The organism is Aeromonas sp. FDAARGOS 1411, from assembly GCF_019047125.1.
In the GTDB taxonomy this organism is placed as follows: domain Bacteria; phylum Pseudomonadota; class Gammaproteobacteria; order Enterobacterales; family Aeromonadaceae; genus Aeromonas; species Aeromonas veronii.
The window spans coordinates 1,925,352-1,948,732 of record NZ_CP077214.1 but is presented as its reverse complement, the minus strand read 5'-3'; the positions used below and the strand labels follow the sequence as shown (position 1 = coordinate 1,948,732).

24 protein-coding genes and 1 pseudogene are annotated in these 23,381 nt (G+C 55.5%); 5 read left to right on the top strand and 20 right to left on the bottom strand.

Annotated features, from left to right (window positions below; all coding sequences use genetic code 11):
* Positions 1 to 10: 10 nt before the first annotated feature.
* Genes I6L41_RS08555 through I6L41_RS08545 form a run of 3 tightly spaced genes read right to left on the bottom strand, consistent with a single transcriptional unit; the run spans position 11 to position 2,867 of the window.
* The gene (locus tag I6L41_RS08555) at positions 11 to 2,446 is read right to left on the bottom strand and encodes a phage tail tape measure protein (RefSeq protein WP_216963397.1); all 2,436 of its coding nucleotides are present in this window, start codon (positions 2,444 to 2,446) and stop codon (positions 11 to 13) included.
* Positions 2,443 to 2,574 (bottom strand): GpE family phage tail protein, encoded by a 132-nt coding sequence (locus tag I6L41_RS08550; protein ID WP_041202707.1) that lies wholly within the window; start codon positions 2,572 to 2,574, stop codon positions 2,443 to 2,445. Before I6L41_RS08550 ends, I6L41_RS08555 begins: the two co-directional genes overlap by 4 nt.
* 8 nt (positions 2,575 to 2,582) lie before the next feature.
* Complete coding sequence (locus tag I6L41_RS08545; protein WP_019445430.1) at positions 2,583 to 2,867, bottom strand: phage tail assembly protein; 285 nt, start codon at positions 2,865 to 2,867, stop codon at positions 2,583 to 2,585.
* 217 nt (positions 2,868 to 3,084) lie between these two features.
* Here I6L41_RS08545 and I6L41_RS08540 point away from each other — a divergent pair.
* Positions 3,085 to 4,002 (top strand): annotated as a pseudogene (locus I6L41_RS08540) (IS5 family transposase).
* A gap of 428 nt (positions 4,003 to 4,430) precedes the next feature.
* Here I6L41_RS08540 and I6L41_RS08535 read toward each other — a convergent pair.
* The 17 genes from I6L41_RS08535 to I6L41_RS08455 all read right to left on the bottom strand — a co-directional run bounded on the left by I6L41_RS08535 (position 4,431) and on the right by I6L41_RS08455 (position 19,544).
* Positions 4,431 to 4,760 (bottom strand): multidrug efflux SMR transporter, encoded by a 330-nt coding sequence (locus I6L41_RS08535; protein ID WP_216963394.1) that lies wholly within the window; start codon positions 4,758 to 4,760, stop codon positions 4,431 to 4,433.
* Between the two features lie 42 nt (positions 4,761 to 4,802).
* On the bottom strand, positions 4,803 to 5,189 hold the full coding sequence (locus I6L41_RS08530; protein ID WP_216963390.1) for a multidrug efflux SMR transporter: 387 nt from the start codon (positions 5,187 to 5,189) through the stop codon (positions 4,803 to 4,805).
* Between the two features lie 19 nt (positions 5,190 to 5,208).
* A complete protein-coding gene (locus I6L41_RS08525) occupies positions 5,209 to 5,910 on the bottom strand; it encodes a hypothetical protein (RefSeq protein ID WP_042056279.1) in 702 nt (233 codons plus the stop codon).
* An 11-nt stretch (positions 5,911 to 5,921) separates the two neighbouring features.
* Positions 5,922 to 6,542, bottom strand: coding sequence for a phosphate propanoyltransferase (locus tag I6L41_RS08520; RefSeq protein WP_042056276.1), 621 nt, complete (start codon positions 6,540 to 6,542; stop codon positions 5,922 to 5,924).
* The gene (locus I6L41_RS08515; RefSeq protein ID WP_193860773.1) at positions 6,539 to 6,991 is read right to left on the bottom strand and encodes a BMC domain-containing protein; all 453 of its coding nucleotides are present in this window, start codon (positions 6,989 to 6,991) and stop codon (positions 6,539 to 6,541) included. The genes I6L41_RS08520 and I6L41_RS08515 overlap by 4 nt, the downstream gene beginning before the upstream one ends.
* 12 nt (positions 6,992 to 7,003) lie before the next feature.
* Positions 7,004 to 7,990 (bottom strand): choline TMA-lyase-activating enzyme, encoded by a 987-nt coding sequence (gene cutD / locus I6L41_RS08510; protein WP_042080494.1) that lies wholly within the window; start codon positions 7,988 to 7,990, stop codon positions 7,004 to 7,006.
* Between the two features lie 74 nt (positions 7,991 to 8,064).
* Positions 8,065 to 11,451 carry a choline trimethylamine-lyase gene (gene cutC / locus I6L41_RS08505; RefSeq protein ID WP_216963387.1) on the bottom strand — a complete coding sequence of 1,129 codons (3,387 nt, stop codon included), beginning with the start codon at positions 11,449 to 11,451 and terminating at the stop codon, positions 8,065 to 8,067.
* 25 nt (positions 11,452 to 11,476) lie between these two features.
* Positions 11,477 to 12,631, bottom strand: coding sequence for a 1-propanol dehydrogenase PduQ (locus I6L41_RS08500; RefSeq protein WP_216963385.1), 1,155 nt, complete (start codon positions 12,629 to 12,631; stop codon positions 11,477 to 11,479).
* A gap of 15 nt (positions 12,632 to 12,646) precedes the next feature.
* Positions 12,647 to 12,904 carry a EutN/CcmL family microcompartment protein gene (locus I6L41_RS08495; RefSeq protein ID WP_216963382.1) on the bottom strand — a complete coding sequence of 86 codons (258 nt, stop codon included), beginning with the start codon at positions 12,902 to 12,904 and terminating at the stop codon, positions 12,647 to 12,649.
* Positions 12,905 to 12,930: 26 nt separating this feature from the next.
* Complete coding sequence (locus I6L41_RS08490; protein WP_069526648.1) at positions 12,931 to 14,517, bottom strand: acetaldehyde dehydrogenase (acetylating); 1,587 nt, start codon at positions 14,515 to 14,517, stop codon at positions 12,931 to 12,933.
* Positions 14,518 to 14,570: 53 nt separating this feature from the next.
* Positions 14,571 to 14,849 (bottom strand): BMC domain-containing protein, encoded by a 279-nt coding sequence (locus I6L41_RS08485; RefSeq protein ID WP_002442217.1) that lies wholly within the window; start codon positions 14,847 to 14,849, stop codon positions 14,571 to 14,573.
* A gap of 14 nt (positions 14,850 to 14,863) precedes the next feature.
* Complete coding sequence (locus I6L41_RS08480) at positions 14,864 to 15,148, bottom strand: BMC domain-containing protein (RefSeq protein ID WP_042080492.1); 285 nt, start codon at positions 15,146 to 15,148, stop codon at positions 14,864 to 14,866.
* A gap of 16 nt (positions 15,149 to 15,164) precedes the next feature.
* Entirely contained in the window at positions 15,165 to 15,443 is a 279-nt protein-coding gene (locus I6L41_RS08475; protein ID WP_010634659.1) for a BMC domain-containing protein, read from the bottom strand.
* A 704-nt stretch (positions 15,444 to 16,147) separates the two neighbouring features.
* Positions 16,148 to 16,459: a FidL-like protein gene (locus tag I6L41_RS20775; protein ID WP_254203409.1), complete on the bottom strand. Its 312-nt coding sequence runs from the start codon at positions 16,457 to 16,459 to the stop codon at positions 16,148 to 16,150.
* Positions 16,460 to 16,662: 203 nt separating this feature from the next.
* Positions 16,663 to 17,472 carry a transcriptional regulator gene (locus I6L41_RS08465; protein WP_216963375.1) on the bottom strand — a complete coding sequence of 270 codons (810 nt, stop codon included), beginning with the start codon at positions 17,470 to 17,472 and terminating at the stop codon, positions 16,663 to 16,665.
* A gap of 21 nt (positions 17,473 to 17,493) precedes the next feature.
* Positions 17,494 to 18,066 carry a TetR/AcrR family transcriptional regulator gene (locus I6L41_RS08460; RefSeq protein WP_042056255.1) on the bottom strand — a complete coding sequence of 191 codons (573 nt, stop codon included), beginning with the start codon at positions 18,064 to 18,066 and terminating at the stop codon, positions 17,494 to 17,496.
* A 680-nt stretch (positions 18,067 to 18,746) separates the two neighbouring features.
* Positions 18,747 to 19,544, bottom strand: coding sequence for a DeoR/GlpR family DNA-binding transcription regulator (locus tag I6L41_RS08455; protein WP_216963371.1), 798 nt, complete (start codon positions 19,542 to 19,544; stop codon positions 18,747 to 18,749).
* A gap of 253 nt (positions 19,545 to 19,797) precedes the next feature.
* Between I6L41_RS08455 and ltnD the strand changes: the two genes are divergently transcribed.
* From ltnD to otnI, 4 genes are read left to right on the top strand one after another with little or no spacing between them, the layout of a single operon-like run.
* The gene (ltnD, locus tag I6L41_RS08450) at positions 19,798 to 20,706 is read left to right on the top strand and encodes an L-threonate dehydrogenase (protein ID WP_216963368.1); all 909 of its coding nucleotides are present in this window, start codon (positions 19,798 to 19,800) and stop codon (positions 20,704 to 20,706) included.
* Positions 20,703 to 21,953, top strand: a complete 1,251-nt coding sequence (gene otnK / locus I6L41_RS08445; RefSeq protein WP_216963365.1) for a 3-oxo-tetronate kinase — start codon at positions 20,703 to 20,705, stop codon at positions 21,951 to 21,953. Before ltnD ends, otnK begins: the two co-directional genes overlap by 4 nt.
* Complete coding sequence (locus tag I6L41_RS08440) at positions 21,946 to 22,578, top strand: aldolase (RefSeq protein ID WP_216963362.1); 633 nt, start codon at positions 21,946 to 21,948, stop codon at positions 22,576 to 22,578. Before otnK ends, I6L41_RS08440 begins: the two co-directional genes overlap by 8 nt.
* A complete protein-coding gene (gene otnI / locus I6L41_RS08435) occupies positions 22,575 to 23,348 on the top strand; it encodes a 2-oxo-tetronate isomerase (RefSeq protein WP_216963360.1) in 774 nt (257 codons plus the stop codon). Before I6L41_RS08440 ends, otnI begins: the two co-directional genes overlap by 4 nt.
* Positions 23,349 to 23,381 lie beyond the last annotated feature (33 nt).

The window sequence follows — 23,381 nt, the reverse complement described above, 5'->3', positions numbered from 1 at the left end:
TGGTTGCTCCTTAGTTGCGGTCGTTCAGGGAGGCACGGCCACTGGCGGCCGCCTGCCGTTCGCGTCGGTCCAGTTCGCGGCGCACCTCTTGCGCCACATCAGTGGCTGATTGTCCCGGCTGCTGGGTGATACTGATCGGGGCGTGGATCTGGGTGGTGCTGTTGCCTCGGGCCACTGGTCGCACCGGGGTGACGATGCGCGGGCCGTATCCCGAACCGCCCGCCATGGCCGGGGTGTTGTAGTTGCCGGTGAGGTAGCCGGACGGATTGACGTTGGCGGTGACCGAGCCGCCCCCCTTCATCCAATCCGGCAGCAGGTCGGTGAGGGCTTTGATCTTGTTCTTCAAGCTCTCCCACTTGGCACTGATGCCACCAATCAGGCCGTCGATGATGGCCTTACCCTTGTTGGCGGCGCCCGCAGGCAGGGTATCGAAGAAGGCCCAGATCTCGTTCCAGTGCATGATCAGCATGCCGATGGGGGTCCATGAGAAGAGCTCTTTCAGGAGTTCCCAGAAGGCGAGAGCAGGGGCCTTGCACTGGGCCCAGAGGTCGCTGAACCATTTGGTGACCCCATCCCAATGTTTATAGAGCAGGTAGGCCCCGGCCGCGATTGCCACAATCCCCATGATGAACCAGCCGATCGGGGTGGTGAGCATGGCAATCCCGAGCCTGACCATGCCCATGGTCAGCGCCTTGATGAAGGTCAGCAGCGGGCCGCCATAAACCAGCAGGGTTGAAAGCCCCATCTTGATGGCAGCCAGTGGCCCCAGCAGACCGGCCACAATCAGCAGCAGCGACCCGCCAGCGGCAGCCGCTACGGCGGTGACTGCCGCAATACGGGTCAGGGTCGAGGTGAGCTCTGGGTTGGTCCGCATCCAGTCGCCAGTGACCTGGATGATCTCGGTGGCGCGCTGGATAATGCCGCGCAGTGGGCCGTTTTCGGTCTCCATCATCTGGATCCCTACGTCATCCCAGGCGGAGGTGAGGTTGTCCAGGTCGCCGATGGCGTTATCGGCCATCACCTTGGCGACCTTGCCCGCTTCCCCCTGGGTTTGCTTCAAGGTGGCGATTAGCTCCTGCAGCTTGCCGGAACCGGCCTGCTCGGTCAGCACGGTCAGGGCAGCAAATGCCTCTTCGCCGGCGATGGCCTTGAAGTAGCCAGAGCGGGTGGCGTCCCCCATCTTGCTGGTTTTCTTGTAGAGCTCGTCCAGGATATCGGGCAGCGAGCGCAGGTTGCCCGCCGCATCGGCGGTCTTGACGTTGAGGGCAGCCAACGCATCGTTCGCCGCCTTGGGCGGAGAGGCCAAACGGCCGAGAATGGCGCGGATGGCAGTCCCGCCCATGCTGCCCTGAATACCCGCATCCCCCAGCTTGCCCGCCATGGCGGAGGCGGTTTCAAGGTCGACCCCGAGCCCTGCCGCCACCGGCCCCACGTATTTCATGGTTTCGCCCAGCATCTGCAAGTCGACGTTGGCGCGGGTGAAGGTGCCGACCATCACATCTCCCAAGCGGGTCATCTGGTTGGCCGGTAACTTGAAGCCGGTCAGGATGTTGGATCCGATATCGGCTGCGGCAGCAATCTCGACGCCGCCCGCCTTGGCGATATCGAGTACCCCTGGCATGGCGTCACGGATTGCCTTGGGGGTGAAACCGGCCATGGCCAAAAAGCCCTGACCCTGCGCCGCTTCGCCCGCCGTGAAGGCGGTATTGGCGCCGAGCTCCCGTGCCTGAGCCCGCAGGGCGGCCAGTTCGCGGCTCTCTTTGCTCAGCCGGGTGATCGCCTGCACCTTGGACATATCGACATCAAACCCCATCGCCTTGCCCGCGATATTGGTGCCCTTGTAGATGGCGGCGGCCCCGGTTGCCATGCCCGCAGCGCTATAGCCCGCCAGAGTGCCGCGCATCGACATGGTTTTGTCGTAGTTGGCTTTGATTTGGTTAAGGCGCTTTTGTTGGTCGGCCAGTTGCCCCAGCTTGGCCCGCTGCCGGTCGAGCTGGTTGTTGGCGGCAGCGAGATCACTCTTGAGCTGGCGCTGGTGCATACCCAGTTGTTTGGTGTTGATGCCTGTCTCGCTCATGGCCCGTTTCAGGCTGCCGTGACGGGCGACCATTTCCCGCTCTTGCTGGGAGAGGTTGCGCACCTTCTGCTTGGCTTGCTCCATAGCCCGGGTCATGGCCTTGGTCGGTTGCTCGACCTTGGCGAATTGCTGGGACATCTGCTGGGCGTCGCGCTGGGCTTGGGTCAGCTGGGCGCGGGTTGCGCCAATCTGCTGGCCGAGGGTGCGATAACCATCAATCTGGCCGCTCTGGGCTTCCAGCTCCTTGATGCGCTTTTTCGTGTCGACCAGGTCTTTGGCGGTGATGCGGCTCTGGCCGCTGGCTGCCTTGAGGGGGGCGGTCAGCTTGTCGATCCCGTTAAGCAGGATTTGAAGTTTGAGAGAGTTCATTGTTGTTCTGCCCCGTTGATGCGGTTGTGGGTCTCAACGAGGCGTTGGTGCCAGCCCATCAGCTCGCTGATCTCCATGACCGCCATCTCGGACGGCGGCCAGTGGGCGATGATGGCCAGATCGGCCATCACCTCGTCTACGCAATGAGGTAGGCCATTCTCTTCGGTACCAAAAAAGCGCTTACCTCGCTGCCCAGTTGCATCAGGTCAGCCGGATCCATGTTGCCGATCTCGGCCTCGGTCAACATAGGGGTGGTGATGCGGGGCAGCAGTTTGGTGAGGGCGTTGACGTCCATCTGCACCACATCGGTCATATTGAGGCCGCGCATTTCGCCAGCCTTGGGCTTGCGCAGCTGGATCTCGGTGAGGGTGGTGTCGCCGCGCTGGATGGCTTGGTCGAGGGTAACGGTTTTGTTTTCCATGGTCTGGGTTCCTGGTGATGTGGTGAGGGCGGCACTTATTGGTTGGATAAGGACCGCCCATTGGATGAGAGAAGGGGTTAGAGGCCGATGGCTTTGCGGTGCTCGGCCATGCGGTCGACGCCATCGGGGGGCGTTGTTTCCCAAATCGATGCCGCTTGAATGGAACTAACTGAGGACTTGGTGATCTGATCACCACTATCCTCTTCAAGTCTGCATTATGGGCATATCGCTTCATCCCATCACCAACTGGCCTCAATACAACAAGTCTTTGATTAACCGTGGTTCACTCACCTTCTGGGTTGATACCGAGGCCATGAACAACTGGTTTCACCACGACCATCACGGACGGCGGGGCCGCAGCCAGCTCTACACCGACCAGACCATTTGTACCTTCCTGATGCTCAAGGGGATTTTCAACCTCACTCTGCGAGCCACTCAGGGACTACTCGACTCTCTGTTCGAGTTGATGAATATGCCGTTGTGCGCACCGGACTACAGTTGTGTCAGCAAGCGCGCTCACACAGTGAAAGTGGCCTATCGACAACCCGCCAAGGGGCGTATCACCGACCTGGTTATCGACTCGACCGGCCTGAAGGTATTTGGTGAAGGCGAGTGGAAGGTCAGAAAACACGGCGCCGAGAAACGGCGAGTGTGGCGCAAGTTGCATCTGGCGGTAGACCCTGTGACCCACGATATCGTGGCGGCGGAAGTCTCACTGGAAAATGTCCATGATGCCGAGGTGTTGCCCACCTTGCTCAACCCTCTGCGGCGTAAGCTGGGACATGTTTATGCTGATGGTGCCTATGACAGCAAAGCCAGCCATCGGCTTATCTCGCGCAAAGGGGCGACAGCCTGTATCCCGCCCCGCAAGAACGCTGGGCTGTGGAAAAAGGGGCATCCAAGAAATGAGGCTGTGCTGGTAATACGCAAGGAAGGGTTGGCGCACTGGAAGAAGATATCGGGGTATCACCGTCGCTCGCTGGCATAGACGGCAATGTATCGGTTCAAGCAGCTAATGATGGGCAAAATCAGTCTGCGAACATACAACGGTCAGGTAGGGGAAGTGATGGCGTATGTGAGTGCGATAAACAAACTGAACAGGCTTGGTCTGCCAGTCAGAAAGCCCCGAGTGTAACGGTCACCTGGGGCTGTAGAAGTCATGACTTTTTAGCTGATTTGGGAAACAACGCCCCTGATGGATTACTACAACTGGCGGCGTCCACATCAATACAATGACGGGATACCGCCAGCAAAAGCCGAGGTTCGGCCTAACCAAGAGTCCGGATTTAGTTGACCACTACATCTATTTTTGCACTTAGAAAGTTAGAAGTTTTCCATTTTTTCTGCATGGGTAAGCTATTTAAATTGGCACAGCACTTATATTGCAAATATGACACTTGGTCAAAAATAGAATTTTATTTAGGTGCTACAAGAATGTTTTAGATGAACGAATATGTAGCTGGTGATGTATGTTGTTTAGCCTGCTTCTTTGTCAAGGTAATATCTTGTGGTTTTTAAAATGACGGGAACCTTTGCCGATATTGGTGAAGGCTCCCGTACAATTTACATCGCAGAGAATACATTCATAATTACACCGCCTGAAATAATCAAAATCATAGCTCCTATTGCGGGTAAATCAGGCTTCTGCTTATACAGAATCATAGAGCAAATTGTAACACCAACGATACCAAATCCACACCAAAGTGAATAGGCAACGCCTACGGGAATTGTACTCATTGCACGTGTCAGAGCAAAGTAACAAAGGCTGTAGGCACAAACGACTAATGCTGATGGAGCTAGCTTGCTAAATCCATTTGTTTTTTTAATCATTGAGGTGCCAGTTATTTCAGAGCCGATGGACAGTGCTAGCCATAAAAAACCTATGTTAAACATGGTGTATATTCCTTAATTTTAATTATCAGATTTTTAGCGTTGTTATTTTGAAGCTTTGCCTGATGAGGCGTCATCTTCTTCACTACCCATTTTTGAAAATACGTTCATTATAACTATGCCACTTGCAATAACTGCCATCCCGATAATGGCAGCTGTGTCTGGATGTTGGCCATAAAAAGCCATACCTAATGTAGATACGACTAAAATTCCGGTGCCAGACCAAGTAGCGTAGGCAAGTCCAACTGGAATATCTTTTACCGCACGAGAGAGTGAGTAGTAGCAGGTACAATAGAGCAGTACGAGCAAGCCGAGCAGTAGCATCTTAGTGATGCCCTCACTGCTACCGAACATTTTTAAGGTGGAGGTTGCCGATGTTTCGGACACAATCACCAACAGCATCCATAACCAACATTTTGCTTTTGAAGACATAACTTAAACTCCGGGGTTGTTATTTAAGGTAAGGTTCTCTTTCTTTTTTACTGTTTTTCAAAAAATCAATCGCTGCATCGGTTAGCTGTGCCGTGGGGGCTCGGGCCAGCATCGGGTTCATCTCCACATCGCTGACGGTGAGATAGCGTCGTGGGGGGCTCGCCGTATTCACTGGTTTCAAGTCTGCAAAGTGGTCCGATGCCAATTTATCTAGCAGCTCATTCATGGTGCATAAGGTAACGCCAATCTCGTTCAGACCTGTTAGTGCAGCCTGCATATGCCCGGCATACGCCGTGTTCGTTTGCGCTCCCAAAAGTTGATTTAGTTCACTGGTGGGATCGCAGTGATAGCGCAGTGCAAGTACCGGCAAGCCGCTCAACAGGGCATCGTGCAGCCGCCGGGCCACGGGGCTTTGCAGCGAGCCGTGCAGCAGGTCCATCGCCAGCGGGTAGTCGAGAAAGGGCAGCACCAGCGCGCGATAGGGCGCGAGCGGTAGGGCCTGTTGCCAGACGTTGGCCGGCACTGTCTCCCCCAGCGGTTGCCACAGCGCGCCATCCTCGATCTCTTCTGCCAGTGCAAGCTGCAGAGGCTGCCCACAGCTGGCCAGACGGTTTCGAATGGCCTGCCGATAGCCCTGAGCCGCGGTCACCATCACCAGCAGTGGCGGCTGCAGGCGTTTGAGCATCTGCTCGACCAGGCGTTCAATTTGTTGGTCGGTCATTGGGATCTCCATTAGCCGAGCAGCCTAACCTGCGCGCCGTTTTTCAATCCGGCGGCGTTGGCCTCCTCGGTATCGATGTGAAACTCCAACGCGAAATCGTCGCGCACCCGCACCACCACCTCATCGAAGGTCAACTGGCGCTCGCCGTCGCTGCGCACGCTCACCTTCTGGCCATTGGTCACGTTCAGCTGGCGGGCGTCTTGTGGCGAGAGGTGGATATGCCGCCAGGCGCAGATCACTTGGGATCGCAACTCCACGTGGCCGGCGGGACCGATGAGCAGCGCGCTGCCGGTATTTTCCAGCTGGCCGGACTCACGGACAGGTGCCTTGATACCGAGGGTGAAGCAGTCGGCGCGGGATATCTCCAGCTGTGAAACCGGCCGGGTCGGGCCGAGCACCCGCACCCGGGTTAGCGAGCCTTTGGGGCCGACCACGGTGACGCACTCTTCGGCGGCAAATTGGCCCGGCTGGCGCAGCGGTTTGAGCGGTGTCAGGGTGTAGCCCTTGCCGAACAAGGCCTCCACATCCTGTTGTGCCAGGTGAACGTGGCGATTCGAGATGCCGACCGGGATCGCCGGGCTAACCAGGCTCAGGCGGGCGGCGATCTTTTGATGCAACTGGGGATCGATCATACTTTCTTCCCTTTTCTTGCCGCGGCCTGTCTGTCTTCCGCTTGATCCCCAGCAGGCTTGCTGGCCGGTGGAGTGGCCGGTTCGGTATCGGCACCGCTTGGCGGTGGCAGGGCCGGGGCTGCACCTGTTACGGCCGTTAGCTCAGTGCTGGTGCTGGCCGGTGCGCGCGGCGGGAAGCCCTTGAGGTTGCTAAGCGCCGCTACCGCGCTTGGCTCCGGGCGTGCAATCACCAGTGAATGGACCTGCTGGTCGATAGTGGCAGCCACTGCTACACCACGCTCGATGGCGGTATGGATGGCGCTGATCTCCCCTTGGAAGCAGACACTCACTAGCCCAGAACCCACCTTGCGATAGCCGATGCAGGTGACGCTTGCGGCTTTGCAGGCAGCGTCCACGGCCTGAATGGCGGCGATCAATCCTCGCGTTTCAATTACGCCCAAACTTTTCATCGTCGACTCCTGTTAGTGGCGGACCAAGCGAATATCGAAATCAAATTGTGCAAAGAAGGTCTCCAGCCGTTCTAATTCATCCGGCGTGTAAGACGGGTCTTGCGTAATCGGGTAGGGCATATCCAGCCGCTCATATTTCTTGCGTCCCAGCTGGTGGTACGGCAGCATGTCGATCCGTAGGATATTTCCCCGCTTTGCCAGTTTCTGTACATATTCGATAGCGCCGGTGATGGCATCCCATGAATCGTTATATCCACGTATAAGGGGCATGCGCACAATGACCTTAGCACCATAATCGACTAGCCATTCCAGATTGCGGCGAATACCTTCATTGTCGATGCCCAGCATTGCCTTATGTTGTTCGCTATTTATTTGCTTAATATCGAACAGAAAGGTATCGGTGACGGGAGCAAGCTGCTGGTAATTAGCCAGCGAGGTGGTGCCCTGGGTCTCTATTGCGGTATTGATCATCATCTTTTTACATTCGCGAAACAGCGCGACAGCAAAGTCAGTCTGCAGGCTCATTTCGCCACCACCGATAGTGACACCACCGCCAGAGGAGATGTAAAAGTCATAGTCCTGCATGATGATGTCCATCAGCTCGCTGACGGTGACATCCTTGCCAATAATGTCCAAGGCATGCTGGGTGCAAACTTCTTCACATTTACGACAGCCGATGCAATCCTTATTGCGATTAATGAAGTGTTTCATACTGCCGTTCTCTTCGGCTCGGTAATGGATTCCGGCCGGGCAGACATTTACGCAGTCACCACAGTTAATGCATTTATCATGCGAGAACATCACCTGAAATTGGCTGCTCAGCCCTTCAGGGTTAGCGCACCAAGGGCAGCGAAGGTTACAGCCCTTGAAAAAAATCAGCGTGCGAATGCCATCGCCGTCGTATATTGAATATTTTTGGATATTGAATATGCGGCCGGTTAATTCATTATTCACGTTCACGCTTGCCTCCTCTCCGTATGTGGCAGGCCGCGGTTGCATTATTTGCGACCTGCCATTACGGAGTACTTCCGGTTATTTTTACGATTAAGAAATATCTGTTATCAATATGTCGGTCAGAACTTCTCAATCACGGTACGGCTGATGATTTCATCCTGTACTTCTTTGCACAGCTCGACGAAATAGGCACTGTAGCCCGCGACGCGTACGATGAGATCGCGGTACTTTTCCGGTTCCAGTTGTGCTTTTTTCAGTACTTCGTTGTCGACGTAGCTGAACTGCATCTGGCCGTTGCCGAGGATTGAGGCTGTACGCAGCAAGGTGATGAGACCATGCCGACCTTCTTGGGTATCCAGCAACCCCTTGAGGAACTTGAAGTTATGCACCATTCCGATGTTCATGGTCTCCACGTTCATTTTGCTCACAGACTTGATAACAGCGGTAGGACCTTGTTTATCTGCCCCTTGGGTAGGACTAATGCCGTCAGAAAGCGGCATCCATGCCAAGCGGCCGTTTGGCGTAGCGTTGGTCAGCTGACCAATTGGCGTGTTGTTGGAGATGGATAGGGTGCCGTGACTCATTCTGGAGTAGAGCATTTTGTACTTGCGACACTCCTTCTCCGTCCACTCGGTAATATCCAGCGCATACTGGTCGACGTAGTTGTCGTCATTGCCGTACTTGGGGGCATTAAGACAGTCGCGGAGCAATGCTTCATACCCTTCGAAGTTGGCTAGCAACGCATCGCGGATTTGTTCCAGAGTGTATTTCTTCTCCTCGAATACCAGCTTTCTGATGGCAGCCATGGAGTCGACATAAGTTGCAAGGCCAGAAAAGATGAGTCCGGGTCCATAGTTGACCATTGCACCACCAGCAGAGACATCTTTTCCGCTCTCCATACACCCCTCCACCATCAATGACATCAATGGTTTCGGCGCCACATCGCGGTGAACACGCTGACTTATCACAGTCCCGATCGCTGACATACGTACGATATGGGCAATCTGCTGTTTTACCGCAGCATCGAACTGCTCAAATGTCCTCAAATCACGCAGATCGCCAGTATCCAGCCCTTGTTCGCTGTCGAACAACACCATACGTCCACGGTTGAGTACGAACTCGATGGCGATCGGCCATTGGGTGTAACCTGTGGAGGTCCACTGGTAGATCCGGCCTGACTTTTGCGGTTCGACACAACCCATCAGGCAGTAATCGCGAGCATCCTCAAAATCGAATCCCTTACGTAACATCATCTTGATGTGGGAGTCATCGAAGTGGCAGGCAGGGAAACCCATCCCTGCTTTCACGACATCGACGATTTTCTCCATATATTTCTGCGGTGACTGGTTGTGAATGCGGCATGCCAGCGATGGTTGGTATACCTTCACGAACCGCACGGCATCCATGATGAGGTAGGTCAGATCGTTGCAGGCATCGCCACCGATGCGTTTCTGGCCACCTACGGTCAGGTTGATGAAGGGCTGATAGCCAGCGAAGTATTTCGCCCCTAGCTCACTCGACATCCACATCAGCTCGGCACACTTGATGATAAAGGCTTGTATCATCTCGAGCGCGCTTTCATGTGTTAGGCGTCCCTCGCGGATATCCGCTTCGAACATGGGGTAGCAGTACTGGTCGACCCGACCGAGCGACAGGCCTGTCTGGTTTTCTTCGATCTCGAACAGTGACTCCACCGTCCAGATGCTCTGCAGCGCTTCTTGCAGGGTCTTCGGTGGATTGGCTGGTACATTCTCGTTAACCTCGGCGATAGTCAGCAACTCTGCGCGGCGCTGGGCATTCTGCTCTTTGGCAGCCAGCTCACGGGCGTGAGCCGCGATGTGGCGGGCGTAGTTGATAACCCCTTCACAGGTTTCGACTGCTGCCTTGTAGAAATAGATGCGGTCGATATCTTCCGGGTTTTCCATGCTCAGCTGATCAAGATGAGCCAGTGCGTCAGCCTTGATGCCATTCATTCCCTTAGTAAACAACAGTACGTCATAGCCAGGGCAGGTATCGCCACCACCGTTGATCTGGTGGTAGGAGAGGTCGCTGACATAGGTTTCGCCACTAAATGCCCAGACGCCAGCCTCACGGTATTGGGCTTCCATGACCTCATCCAATGAGCGCCCCTGCCAGAACGGCACAATCTCTTCGCGGATAGTTTTCTTGTCCGCTTCGCTGATTTCAAAGGGATCTTGCGGGCGTGTGCTCATTGTATCGAGTTCGTCATGAACCCAGCGCCAGGCAATGTCCGGTGAAAAGGCGCCAGCACGTGGCTTACCACACGGATGGCCGACGATCAGTTCGTCATCCTGAATCAGGATGGGGCCTGTTTCACAGGCATGACGGAATGCCTTAGCACGCAGTAAGATGGTCGGCATCCCTGGGTTTGCTTTGACAACTTCGGTAACGGCGAGCGCACGGTAGATGGAGACGCTAGGACGCATCGTGAGATAGTTATTCCGTAGACGTTGCATTCGCGGCGTCAACCCCTCCATCACTGGCATATCGGCACTGGCGGCGAATGGGACTGCAGAGACGTGCTGCACTCCGCGAAAGAGGCGTACCGGCAGTTTGAGGGTGCTCAGGTTTTGTTGGGCGCAGAGGAACATCTCGGAGAGCGGGTTGATGCTCGCCTGCTCCAGGCTGGCGCCGTGTAGTAGGGCATCAAACATGGGGTAGCCGTCGAGGGCACAGGTGGCGCGCACTTCACTCAGCTCTGCCAGCTTGAACCACAGGCACTCGACGATTTCGTACGCCTGTTGTTCGGTGAGAGCGCCGTTGGTGATATCGCGCTGAAAGTAGGGCAACAGCGCTTTGTCGGCACCTTCCGGGTTAACCGCATAGCTGCCGTTATCGAGCTGGAGCGCCAGCTGGAACAGGTAGAAAGATTGACAAGCCTCTTTGAAGTTGCGTGCCGGGTATGCCGGTACATGGTGCAAAATGGCGGCGCTGTCGCGCAGCTCGGCCTGGCGGAACGGGTTGGTTTCTGCGGCGGCCAAGGTTTCGGCGCTGTTGGCCAGGTTTTGTGCCAGTGCCATCAGGGCATCGCAAGCGTAGATGGCTGCTCGGCAGCCGTTGACTTCGTCCATGCCGCTGCGGCTGACGGCACTGCCCAGCGCGCGGGTTTTTTCTTCCAGCTGCAGCTTGATGGCGAGCACGCCCTTCTCCACTACCAGCTTGTAGTCGGGGGAGTCGATGGCGTTGCTCAGATTCAGGAACTGAAAAGTAGACGGACGCTGCCCAGCACTTTCATCGTGAAATATGGCGCCGTGGGGGGTACGGGTCTGGTTGCCGACAATCAGTTCGTCGGCACTGATAGTCAGCGGCAGCTGGCGCATCAGTTCGTAAAAACGGCGTGCCGGTTTGACTGCGGCGGGAATGCCCGCGATGTCACCGTCCAGCCTGCTCAGAATCGTTGCGTGTTCGCTGCACAAGGTGCTGCTGTGCGCTAATAAACGTTCAGCCAGCACGTTTACGCGCGGTGTTAAGCTGTAGTGTGCCATGAGGTAAGTTCTCCTGTTCTTGTTCTTAGTGGCTGGGGGCTGTGTTGCCACGCCATGCCTTACGATAGAGTTCGGTTAATACCCACTCATCCGGTGTGCGCGGGTTGGTTGGGGTACAGTTGTCGCGCAGCGCCTGACTGACCATCTCCGACAGCCGCAAGTCGAAATCGGCAGCGAGGAGGCCGGTATCGCCAATGCCGACCGGCATCTTCATCTCGTCTTTGAGTGCCTGGATGGCCACCAGCAGGCTGTTGACCCCCTCGCGCGGCGTATTGGCTGGCAGGTCCAGCAGGTGGGCCAGGCGAGCATATTTGTGGGCTGCCGGGGTATCACACTGCCCCTCATAGTCGGCGTTCCATGCCACGACCTGCGCCATCAGGAGCGCGTTGGCACGTCCGTGCGGGACACGGAACACGCCGCCGAGGGCATGAGCCAGGCTGTGGGTGATGCCGAGCGAGGCGTTAGTGAAGGCCATGCCAGCCATGCAGGAGGCGTTGTGCATCTTCTCCCGTGCCAGCAGATCGTGACCGTTGCGCCAGCAAGCGGGCAGGTAGCGAAAGACCTGTTGCACCACCTTCTCCGCCAATGCGTCGGAAAAATCGCTGGCCGCCCGTGAGACATAGGCCTCCAGCGCATGGCACAGCACGTCCATCCCGGTGTCGGCGGTGATGGCTGGCGGTACCGATGCCACCAGCGAGGGATCGAGAATGGCGATATCCGGCAGCAATGACGGGTCGACCAGCACTAGCTTCTCGCTGCGGGCCTTGACCACCGAGAAGCTGGTCACTTCCGAACCGGTGCCGCTGGTAGTCGGGATGGCCACGAAGCAGGGGCGCTCGCGCCCCAGATTCGGGCGAGTTTGCGCCAGAGCGAACATGACCGCTTTGGCTGCATCAATTACCGAACCGCCACCCAGGGCGATCACCAGATCCGGATAGCAGCTGTCCATGAGTTTCATGCCGCGCACTACCGTTGTTATGTCCGGATCAGCCACAACATCGTCCCAGAGCTGGAATGCGATGCCGCGTTGGCGCAGGATCTGCGTCACCCGGTCGGCCAGGCCAACTTGCACCATCACCTGATCGGTGACCAGCAGCGCCTGGCGGGCCGGCTGTTCGGCCAAGGCGGACAATGCGTCCTGACCGAAGCGGATCCGGGGTTTCAGCAAAAATTCACTCATTGGATCATTTACTCCTCAAGCCTCCCGAAACACCTTCTCGACAATGGCGACCACCGACATGGCCTTGTAGCGGTCTCTGTTGAGCGCGAGGTACTCCTCGGCCAGAACGATGTCGTGCATGCCTGCGCCGACACTATCGATGGCGACCCAAGAGCGGTCCTTCATCGGTTGTTGCTGATCGTCCAGTTGGGTGATCAACAGCAGGTTGCTGCCGCGCAGTTCATCGCACTTCTGCGTGGCGACGACATGTCCGGTTACCTTTGCGAGAATCATGGTTTTTATCGCCTTATCTCAATGGGTTACTTGCCAAGACGCTCAAGCACCTGACGGATGACCCGTTCCACGTTCTGCTCGCTGATCTCGCCGCCGACCTCGGCGGTGGCGCCGGCAAAGCGGTTGTCGGCGCTGTGGCAGGTTGGCGTCTGGGCACTGAAGCGAGCATCGTCTAGGATGCTGCAGTGCTGGGGTGCTGCCGGGGCGGAGCTTGCGGGCTGCACCGCAACCGGTTGGATGGGGGCTCGCAGCTCTTCGATGGTGCGTACGCCGTAACCCACCTTGCGGATGTTGAGCAGGTTCATCGGGCCGACGTTGTCGGAGCTGGAGCCTCCGCCAACGGCTCCGCAGCCGAGGGTCAGTGCTGGCGTTAGGTTGGTAGTGGCCCCAATGCCACCGAGGGCGGCTGGGGTGTTGATCAGGATTCGGTGGACCGGTTTTTCTAGGCTGAACTGGCGGATCACATCCTGGTTGCGGGTATGGATCACCAGGGTGTGGCCAAGGCCTTCGTTGGTCAGCAGCTCAACCACCCGATGACAGGCGGCTCTCCACTCCTCTTCCACGTAGAGGCCGAGCACCGGGCACAGCTTTTCACGGGAGTAGGGGTTACTGTGGGAGACGGTGGTCTGCTCGGCCACCAGCACGCGGGTGCTGGGTGGGACGCTGAAACCGGCCAGCTGGCTGAGATGAAATGCGGTCTTGCCCACAACTTTCGGGTTGATGGTGCCGTTCGGGCGCAGCAGCAGGGCGGCCATCTTGGCGGCCTCGTCTTCGTTCATGAAGTAGGCGCCCTGGGCTGCCAGCTCGCGGTGAACCTCGTCGTAGATGCAGCGTTCGACGATGATCGACTGTTCGGAGGCGCAAATCACGCCGTTGTCGAAGGTCTTGCTGGTGATGATGTCCTTCACCGCTTGGTGAATGTCGGCACTGCGTTCGATAAAGGCCGGGCCGTTGCCCGGGCCGCCGCTGATGGTCGGGGTGCCGGAGGCATAGGCCGCGCGCACCATGCCTTCGCCACCGGTTGCAAGGATCAGTGATACGTCCTTGCTATGCATCAGCTCGGAGGTCGCCTCCAGGGTCAGCTGGGTGACGCCGTCCACGATACCCGCCGGAGCCCCGGCGGCTTCGGCGGCACGCTTGACGATTTCAATGGCTTTCCAGCTGCACTGGCGTGCGCCCGGATGTGGCGAAAAGATGATGGCATTGCCCGCCTTGAGGGCGATCAGAGTTTTGTAGAAGATGGTGGAAGTCGGGTTGGTGGAGGGTACCAGCGCACATATCACGCCCAGCGGCACGCCCACGTCCATCACTTTTTTCACCTGATCGTCATGAATGATCCCGACGGTCTTCATCTCTTTGATGGCATCGTAAACGTGTAGCGAAGCGAACCTGTTTTTCAACACCTTGTCCTGCCAGTTGCCAAAGCCTGTTTCTTCTGCGGCCATTTTTGCCAGCGTTTCGGCATGGCGCGCGGCTTCTTCGGCCACGTTCTTCACGATGGCGTCGATTTTCTGCTGCGAAAAGGTGGCCATAATCACCTGTGCCTGCTTGGCGTTGCGCACCAGTTCTCTCGCGTTCTGGCGGGAGAGCAAATCGGTATCGAGTTCAATCATGAATCTATCCTTCATCAGACTAAAAAAGTGCGGGCGGGGCGTGCCCTCTCAGGTTATGCCTTGTGCTGCGCCGCTATTTTTTCGATGTCGTTGTGCGGGCGGGCGATGACGCGAGAGGTGACCACTTCGCCAATGCGTTTCGCCGCTTCCACACCGGAATCCACCGCCGCATTGACCGCGCCGACGTCGCCTTTCACCATGGCGGTGACCAGACCTGAGCCGACGTTCTCATAGCCGATCAGCTCGACGTTGGCGGCCTTGCACATGGCATCAGCCGCTTCAATGCAGGCCACCAGACCTTTGGTCTCAATCAGACCAAGTGCTTCTTTCATCATGTTCTCTCCCGTTATTCGGAAATTTTGTAGTGGGCGACAATCTTGCTGATGTCACTGTGCGGACGGGCGATAACCAAGGAAGTCACCACTTCACCAATGCGTTGTGCAGACTCCACGCCCGAGTCCACAGCGGCTTTGACTGCCCCTACGTCGCCTTTCACCATGGCGGTGACCAGGCCAGAGCCGACGTTCTCATAACCGATCAATTCGACGTTGGCGGCCTTGCACATGGCATCAGCCGCTTCAATACAGGCCACCAAGCCTTTTGTTTCAATCAAACCCAATGCATCACCCATTTGAACTCTCCTAGCCTTAAGCCTTGTGTTTAATGACGATTTTGTTGATGTCGTTGTGCGGCCGAGCGATAACCAGCGAGGTCACTACTTCACCGATGCGCTGTGCCGACTCCACGCCAGAATCCACCGCCGCCTTCACTGCGCCGACATCCCCCTTCACCATGACAGTGACCAGGCCGGAGCCGATGTTTTCATAGCTGATCAGTTCGACATTGGCGGATTTACACATGGCATCCGCAGCTTCAATGCAGGCCACCAGACCTTTAGTTTCGATAAGCCCCAATGCATCACCCATGGTGATCTCCTCAGAACAGGTTGTGTTGTGTGGTTAAGAAACACCGTCCGTATCACGACATTGAGGCACGGTTGCGGCGTTCAACCGCCACTATAGGTATTGGCAGCGTTTGTGGAATTTGAATCTAATAAAATGTGATTTTTAGTTTTTTATTCTTATTTTATGGTTTTTATACGCGGTATTTATGTATTCATGCTGCAGTTGAAAGGGGGTTTTCGCCTTGCATAAGGCCTGATTCAGGCTCGGGAAAATATCGTCTGTCGATGTTAAAGAGTTGTTAGGTAATGGGGGCGAGAGGTAATTTGGCCGGCTGCTAACTGTGGTGGAGCTCATATTTTGCCAGTGACGCTAAATGTTGAAAGTGAGTGGGATGTAGCAAGAGGGAGTGATAAGGCGGTGACTGCGGGTCAAAAAAAGAGGCGGGTATTGCGTGCAGGCTGAGAGAGCATATGGGGTGGGCTGGAAAAGTGGAAGGGGCCGCTCCTGTTGTGCGATACGAAAGAGGCGAGTGTCGCTATGGGAGTAGAATCAGGAGAAAGAGCAGGGAGACAATTACCACATGGCTGTCTTTACGAAAAATGGGATGACATGCCGCATGAGTGGGGAGCCATCAAGGATATTTGAGCCCGCCAAGTCGTTGGGGGAGGGCGATATGTGTCAGCGTCATCGACGCTTGGGTCGGAGCATCCATAGTATTGACGGGACTAGTTCAGTTTGCTGCCAGATTTGAGGGTGCAGATCCAGAGTGGTGAGTTGATGGAGCTCAGTAGTATCGCCTGCTGATTGAGCCGTTGTGCACTCAGGAACAACCCATCGTGACTATCGGACATCTCACGCATGAAGTAGTCGAAGACCACATCCGGTGACTGATCGATGGAGGAGGCGCTCGCCTCCCATTTGTTGATGCGGTACTGGCGTTCGGTGGTTGAGACACGGCTGCTGTTGTAAGTGAACGTGACATAGCGCTGGAGGTAGAGCCAGCCGGCGGCCGAGTCGGTATAGCCTTCAACTACCATTGAGCCCTTTCCCTGGCGGCCAAAGTTGAAGTGGATATTACCGTTTACGTTCTCTTTGTTCGTGTCTTCAAAACGCATAATGCCTTTAGTGGCGCAGCTCATGACGCCATCATTTTCGGTAGGTAGCTGATAACAGGCATAGACTGCCGCAGCTAGGAATACTGAGCAGGACAAAAGAAAGAAGGGACGCGGCGCAAGTTTCATCACGGCTTCCAAGAGTAGTAAAAATAGTTATCGCAATAGCTGAACGGGTTGTCTTCGTGCATGGCGCAGTGGGCAAGAAATACCCTGCCCAAACCGTTGGTCTCCAGTCTATCTCCGTAGAAAAACAGAAAACGTTCGCCGGGTTTGCAGTTGATGTTTAAACGCTGCCGCACCTGGTCGAAATGCTCACCGTAGGCAGTGGTGCTGACCGATCGCAGCATCTCGTCGCTGGCCAGTAATTCGCACTGGTTATTGGGGATCTGTGTCATTGTAAGGGGGTGGGGCTCACGGTCATTCAACAGACCGAATGCCACCAGTAGTAGGGCAAAAACGAGCATGCAGCCCCCTGCGATATACCAGCATATTCCTCGTGAGTGTGGAGTGAGGGGAAGTTGCCACTCTGCAGGCTCAATTATCGGTGCGGCGGTCGCCACCATGGTTGGTGGGGTCGCTATTCCATTGGGGGGCGCGGGAGCATCATCGATAGGTTCAATTATGACGTCTGGATTCAGCTGCAAATAACCGCGCGATACCGTGATGATGATATTGTCTATATCGTACTGGCGAAAAGCCTTGCGCAATATGCTCAGGTATTGGTTGAGATTGCTGTTCGATGAAGTTAATCCGTTATCATCCCAGACTTTTTTAAGCACCTCGTCTCGGCTCACGATCCCTGTATTTCGCAAGAAAAAATAAAAAAGCGCATTGGCGGTAATGGATAATTGACTGTCCTGCTCAACACTTTCCCGCTGAGTCAAGGAACCATCTGTCGCATCATAAATGAAGCGGGCATTGATGAAGTAGCGCATCTCGGCCTCAATCCATGTGCTTTATATGGGGAGCGTCATATTATGCAAAGTTTCAACCAGCGCCTGACGGTGCGTTGCAATCATGGTGCGCCCTTCGGTTAACTCCGATAGCCAAATACCGTCCGCGGCATAACGTACCAGCGTACCAGTATGGCTATTGTCCAACTCATCTCCTTGCTCTAGATGTGCCTGCATCCAGTCACGCCAACATTTTCGCAACACTGGTTCATCCGGCATGGCCAATGAAAGTACCATTAACTGGCGACTCTCCTGGGTGTCCGTTAATTCAGGGGCAGAAAGATAGTGCAGGTAAGCACGAGTAAAACGGCCATATTCAGTCTTGTCAGCAGCCATCAGTGCTGAGATAGCCTCTTCCATAATTGCCAGTAGACGAGCAAAGAGAGCAAAGATCAGTGATTGCTTATTAGGGAAATGGTGTAGTAATCCACCTTTGCTTACACCGGCTTCAGTGGCTACGGCATTCAAAGACAGAGCTGCGATGCCGTCTCGAGCAGCGATTGTGGCTGCTGACTCCAGCAGTTGTTCCTGCAAACGGACAGGATCTTTTTTACGGTGTGCTGTTTCCATGTTCATTACTGAATCATACCGACCAGACGGTATGATTTTGTTTGATCGCTATCAACTCAGAAGATGTGTTCCAAGACGAGATGCCATTCTTGTGTATTAGGTCACATTTACCCATGTGCCTTGAGGCCGGCTATCAGCTCACAAGTCCAGATAATGATTAGCGACTGCGGTAGGGCAGATTGCCAGGTAAGGGAAAGTCGATGAGGGCCTATGTGCTGGATGAAAGAGTATTGGGTGATGAAGGAGATGACGTAGGGGGTGAATAACCCCAGTGAGCAGGAACCAAGGGCCACGGGTATGCCATTTCGGCGTTGTTAATGAAAGAAGCAAAAATGGTGGCTACAGTGGCTACAAAAAGGGGCTGTAGCCACCAAGTAAAAAGTATGCAGCCACCTGTAGCCACCATTTTTTTGAGTAGTGGCTACACGACAAACACAGCAATGGCGCGGTCTAGAAGGGAGTTGTAGCCGCGTAGCCACTGTCGCCACCGATTTTTCATATATACAATGCAATCAGTCGATCGAGATCACACGTTTGTCGTGGTAGGCGTATTACTGAGCAAGAAGATGTGAGTCACTTTGATGACTGGGCCTGTATAGGATGATGAGTCAAATGACGACAACCAGTAAGCAATGGCCTAACGAGAGTTCCTCTTGTTTCCTGTTGCTTTTTAAGTGTGGTCTTTATCATTTGATTAATGTGGTACGCCCCGAATCATGTAGTTCAACCGTGGTCAGCTTAACTCCGTGGGAGAGAAGGAGTTCTTCTGCTGCCAAGGGTAAATTCTTATCAGTGATAACTTGGTCGATCACCTCCCAGCTAGCTACATTAAATGTCCCCACTTTGCCATATTTTGATGAGTCGCAAACGAGAATCCTCTTGGCAGCAGCATCTATTACTGCACGCTTAACAGGCACTTTCTGTTCACTTGGTGTAGAGATGCCTGTTGCATCCCATGAGGAGGTTGAGAGGAAAGCAATATCAAGATGCAGGTTTCGCAAAAAATGAGCAGTGGCTTCACCGGCACAAGACTGATTGTCACGGACTACTAATCCACCTGTGTGATATAGACGATTGCACATTCCAAACTCAATCAGATAGCCGCACACCATGAAATCATTGGTCACAATCATCAGGTCATCACGCGAGGCCAGCAGACGAGCGAGCTCAAGGGAAGTGGTACCTGCATCGAGATAGACAGAACTTCCATGCTCGATAAGTTCAACAGCCGCGTGTGCTATCGCGACTTTAGCATCTTGCATTAACGTTCGTTTGTCCGCATGAGAGGGCTCGCTTCGAATACGCTGAGTCAGACTTACTCCACCAGAAACGGACAGAACCCTGCCTTGTTCCTCAAGCTTTTGAATATCCCGCCTTACGGTCATATGGGAGACCTGAAGCCACTCAGTGAGCTCCGTAATACTAACTGCCCCACGTTCTGCCAGTAGATGCAGAATTCGTTGCTGCCGCTCTATCGGGATCATGGATATCTCCAGTTCAAAATACTGGAGCCATCTTAGCCCAGGTGAATGGGAAAAAATGGTAAAAACTCTTAAAAAGCATCAGGAATCACATTTATTCACAATGAGAATCGATGTTTAGTGAGGTGGAAATCCTAGAAACTTGGTTAATCACAAATGTTAACATCAAGAAGTTAATTTATGTGATCGGTGGTTGATATTTGATCACCTCAAGCCCCTATCATGGCCTCATCCGTAGTTATTGAGGAACTAACAGATGAGCAAACCATATCACGTTGCCGTCATAGGCCTAGGTGCCATGGGTATGGGTGCAGCTCGCTCCTGCCTGCGGGCCGGGCTTGTCACCTATGGCATTGACCTTTGCGAGAACGCTCGAGAGCAACTGCAGGCCGCCGGGGCTGCTGCTGTTATGGCCGACGCCCGCCCCTTAGCAGAGACGTTGGACGCAGTCCTACTGCTAGTGGTCAACGCAACCCAAGTACGCAGAATCCTGTTTGGCGAGAACGGTTTGGCCGCTCATCTCAAACAGGGAACGGGCGTAATGATTTCCTCCACTATCTCAGCAGATGAGGCTGCCACTTTTGCTCGCGAGTTGGCAGGGTTCGGACTATTGATGCTGGACGTCCCAGTCTCAGGCGGTGCAATTAAAGCCGACGCGGGTGAGATGACAGTAATGGCTGCTGGTGCCGACGCCGCCTTTGCACGCTTGCAGCCGGTTCTTGATGCTGTGGCTGGAAAGGTCTACCGGATCGGCAGCGAGCCAGGACAAGGCAGCACAGTCAAGATTATCCACCAGTTGCTGGCTGGTGTGCACATTGCGGTCGCCGCCGAGGCCATGGCACTCGCAAGCCGTGCAGGCGTCTCACTGGACCTTATGTATGACGTTGTGACCCATTCCGCCGGTAATTCCTGGATGTTCGAAAACCGCATGACCAGGGTACTGACCGGTGACTATCAAGCTCGCTCGGCAGTCGACATCTTCGTCAAGGACCTCAATCTGGTTGCTGATACAGCCAAGGCGCTGAACTTCCCGCTGCCGCTGGCTAGCACTGCTCTCAATATGTTCCTCACGGCTAGCAATGCCGGTCATGGGAAGGAGGACGACAGCGCTGTCATCAAGATCTTCAACGGCATAATCCTGCCGGAACAGGAGGGCGCAGCATGAAACTTGGTGTTATTGCAGACGATTTTACCGGCGCAACCGATATCGCTGGTTTTCTAGTGGAAAACGGCCTCGCCACAATCCAGTTCTCCGGTATCCCTGCAACGATGGACCTGACGGGAGTTGATGCTGTGGTGATAAGCCTCAAGAGCCGTTCCTGCCCGACTGACGAGGCGGTGCGCGATACCTTGGCTGCCCTAGACTGGCTCAAGGCGCTCGGTTGTCCACGCATCTACCAGAAATATTGCTCTACCTTCGACAGCACGGCAGCCGGCAATATCGGTCCGGTCACTGACGCTCTGCTGGGGGCGTTGGAAAGCAGGTTCACGCTTATCTGCCCAGCGCTGCCGATAAACGGGCGTACCGTCTATCAAGGGAACCTCTTTGTTGGTGCCCAGCTGCTCGCTGAGTCTGGTATGCGACACCACCCCATCACTCCTATGACAGACAGCAATTTGCTGCGACTGATGGAGGCACAGGCCGCAGGGCGTGCCGGACTGGTGCCGTTCGCCATCATCGAGCGGGGCCCTCGTGCCATTACTGACGCTTTTGAACAACTTAAACAAGATGGTGTGCGTTACGCCGTGGTAGATACCCTTACCGAGCAGCATTTGTTGGACATTGCTGAGGCCGCTATCGATATGCCGTTGGTCACTGGTGGTTCCGGACTCGCCATCGGTTTGGCCCGGTTGCTCGGCAGCGGTAATCTGGCCGCTGCCCGCGAGGCAGGACGGCCAGTCGGTACCCGCGCTGTTGTGCTGTCGGGCTCCTGCTCCGAAATGACCAACCGCCAGGTCGCACACTATCGCTCTGTTGCGCCGGCACTGGCGCTTGATGTGGCTGCTTGCCTGACACAAGCAGACTATCCGGCCGAGCTGGCCCGTTGGGTCCTGAACCGACCGGTTTCTCCTGCCCCTATGATCCACGCTACGACCAGTCCGAACGAGCTAGCTGTCATTCAGGAACGCCATGGCCGTGACGCGGCAAGTAAAGCGGTGGAGCAATGCTTTGCACAAGTGGCCGTGCTGCTGAAAGAGGCCGGCGTGGATAACTTCATCATCGCTGGCGGCGAAACCTCAAGCCGTATTACCCAGGCATTGGGCATCGCCGCTTTCTACATAGGCCCCCAGATTGCTCCCGGCGTGCCATGGGTTCGAGCTACCGACGCACCGCTTTCGCTGGCGCTTAAATCGGGCAACTTTGGTGACGACACCTTCTTCAGCCGGGCACAGGAGTTTTTCCATGACTGAACAGGCTCTGCGCAACACCATGGTGATGCTGGGCGCATCTCTTTTCGAACGGGGTTATGCCACAGGCGGTGCTGGCAATCTCTCGGCCAAACTACCGGATGGCACGTTGCTTGCCACCCCAACCGGCTCCAGCCTTGGCAGGCTCGATCCGACTCGTCTCTCAACCGTGAGCATGAGCGGTGAACACCTCGGGGGGGACCGCCCTTCCAAGGAGGTGGCTTTCCACCTCGCCATCTACCACAACAATCCGGACTGTCAGGCAGTGGTACATCTGCACTGCCCCCATCTAACCGCCCTCTCTTGTCTGGAGGGGTTGGATCCGACCAATGTGATACGTCCCTTTACCCCTTATTACGTGATGCGAGTTGGCCAGCTGCCGCTCATTCCCTACTACAAGCCTGGGGATGTACGCATTGCTGAGGAACTTGGTCGCCGTGCTCCTGATGGCAACGCCTTCCTGCTGGCTAACCATGGCCCCGTGGTCACTGGCAAGGATCTGGTCGAGGCGGTCAACAACATGGAGGAACTGGAGGAGACGGCTCGCCTGGCCCTGCTGCTACAAGGCAGGCAGATCCGCTATCTGAACGAACCAGAAATCAAGGAATTAAGGAGTCTGAAACCATGAGCAAATTTGCCGCCAATCTCACCATGCTGTTTACCGAGTTACCGTTTCTGGAACGTTTCGCTGCGGCCCGTGAGGCTGGCTTTGAAGCGGTGGAGTTCCTGTTCCCCTACGAGTGGCCAGCCGCCGAGCTCGCCCGCCAGTTACAGCAGTTCGGCTTGACGCAAGCGCTGTTCAACATGCCGCCGGGAAACTGGGCGATGGGGGAGCGCGGCATGGCTGCCATCCCCGGCAGAGAAGCCGAGTTTCGCAGCCACCTATCAACAGTGCGTGACTACGCCCTGGCGCTTGGATGTCGCAAGGTACACGCCATGAGCGGCATCGTAGATCCGGCCCACAGCTTTGCAGCCCATCGCCAGACCTTGATAGAAAACATCCGCTTCGCCGCCGACTTTTTGGCAGAAGACGGCATCAAGGTGCTGCTTGAGCCGCTGAACGATCGGGACGTGCCCGGCTACTTTCTGGCTCACCAGCTCTATGCATTGGCGCTAGTAGAGGAGATAGACAGACCGAACGTAGGGGTACAGCTTGACCTCTATCACGCTCAGATCATGGACGGGGATCTCACCCGTCTCATCGGCAAGCTGGGCTCGGCTATTGGCCACGTCCAGATCGCCTCAGTGCCGGATCGCCACGAGCCGGACGAAGGGGAAATCGCCTACCCGTACCTGTTCAAGGTACTGGAGGAGGCGGGCTACCACGACTGGATCGGCTGTGAATACAACCCCAGAGGCAATACCCGGCAAGGACTGACCTGGCTGACAAAGCAATAACAACCCTACACACGAATGAGTCTGAGGATAACG

Coding starts and splice junctions, on each gene's coding strand:
- I6L41_RS08555 (WP_216963397.1), bottom strand. CDS start 2,446: ATGAACTCTCTCAAACTTCAAATCCTGCTTAACGGGATCGACAAGCTG.
- I6L41_RS08485 (WP_002442217.1), bottom strand. CDS start 14,849: ATGAAAGAAGCACTTGGTCTGATTGAGACCAAAGGTCTGGTGGCCTGC.
- I6L41_RS08440 (WP_216963362.1), top strand. CDS start 21,946: ATGACTGAACAGGCTCTGCGCAACACCATGGTGATGCTGGGCGCATCT.
- I6L41_RS08535 (WP_216963394.1), bottom strand. CDS start 4,760: ATGTTTAACATAGGTTTTTTATGGCTAGCACTGTCCATCGGCTCTGAA.
- I6L41_RS08520 (WP_042056276.1), bottom strand. CDS start 6,542: ATGATCGATCCCCAGTTGCATCAAAAGATCGCCGCCCGCCTGAGCCTG.
- I6L41_RS08465 (WP_216963375.1), bottom strand. CDS start 17,472: ATGCGCTACTTCATCAATGCCCGCTTCATTTATGATGCGACAGATGGT.
- I6L41_RS08475 (WP_010634659.1), bottom strand. CDS start 15,443: ATGGGTGATGCATTGGGGCTTATCGAAACTAAAGGTCTGGTGGCCTGC.
- I6L41_RS08515 (WP_193860773.1), bottom strand. CDS start 6,991: ATGAAAAGTTTGGGCGTAATTGAAACGCGAGGATTGATCGCCGCCATT.
- I6L41_RS08530 (WP_216963390.1), bottom strand. CDS start 5,189: ATGTCTTCAAAAGCAAAATGTTGGTTATGGATGCTGTTGGTGATTGTG.
- ltnD (WP_216963368.1), top strand. CDS start 19,798: ATGAGCAAACCATATCACGTTGCCGTCATAGGCCTAGGTGCCATGGGT.
- cutD (WP_042080494.1), bottom strand. CDS start 7,990: ATGCAACCGCGGCCTGCCACATACGGAGAGGAGGCAAGCGTGAACGTG.
- I6L41_RS08480 (WP_042080492.1), bottom strand. CDS start 15,148: ATGGGTGATGCATTGGGTTTGATTGAAACAAAAGGCTTGGTGGCCTGT.
- otnK (WP_216963365.1), top strand. CDS start 20,703: ATGAAACTTGGTGTTATTGCAGACGATTTTACCGGCGCAACCGATATC.
- I6L41_RS08550 (WP_041202707.1), bottom strand. CDS start 2,574: ATGGCCGATCTGGCCATCATCGCCCACTGGCCGCCGTCCGAGATGGCG.
- I6L41_RS08500 (WP_216963385.1), bottom strand. CDS start 12,631: ATGAGTGAATTTTTGCTGAAACCCCGGATCCGCTTCGGTCAGGACGCA.
- I6L41_RS08490 (WP_069526648.1), bottom strand. CDS start 14,517: ATGATTGAACTCGATACCGATTTGCTCTCCCGCCAGAACGCGAGAGAA.
- I6L41_RS08545 (WP_019445430.1), bottom strand. CDS start 2,867: ATGGAAAACAAAACCGTTACCCTCGACCAAGCCATCCAGCGCGGCGAC.
- I6L41_RS08525 (WP_042056279.1), bottom strand. CDS start 5,910: ATGACCGACCAACAAATTGAACGCCTGGTCGAGCAGATGCTCAAACGC.
- I6L41_RS08455 (WP_216963371.1), bottom strand. CDS start 19,544: ATGATCCCGATAGAGCGGCAGCAACGAATTCTGCATCTACTGGCAGAA.
- cutC (WP_216963387.1), bottom strand. CDS start 11,451: ATGGCACACTACAGCTTAACACCGCGCGTAAACGTGCTGGCTGAACGT.
- I6L41_RS08460 (WP_042056255.1), bottom strand. CDS start 18,066: ATGAACATGGAAACAGCACACCGTAAAAAAGATCCTGTCCGTTTGCAG.
- otnI (WP_216963360.1), top strand. CDS start 22,575: ATGAGCAAATTTGCCGCCAATCTCACCATGCTGTTTACCGAGTTACCG.
- I6L41_RS08495 (WP_216963382.1), bottom strand. CDS start 12,904: ATGATTCTCGCAAAGGTAACCGGACATGTCGTCGCCACGCAGAAGTGC.
- I6L41_RS20775 (WP_254203409.1), bottom strand. CDS start 16,459: ATGGTAGTTGAAGGCTATACCGACTCGGCCGCCGGCTGGCTCTACCTC.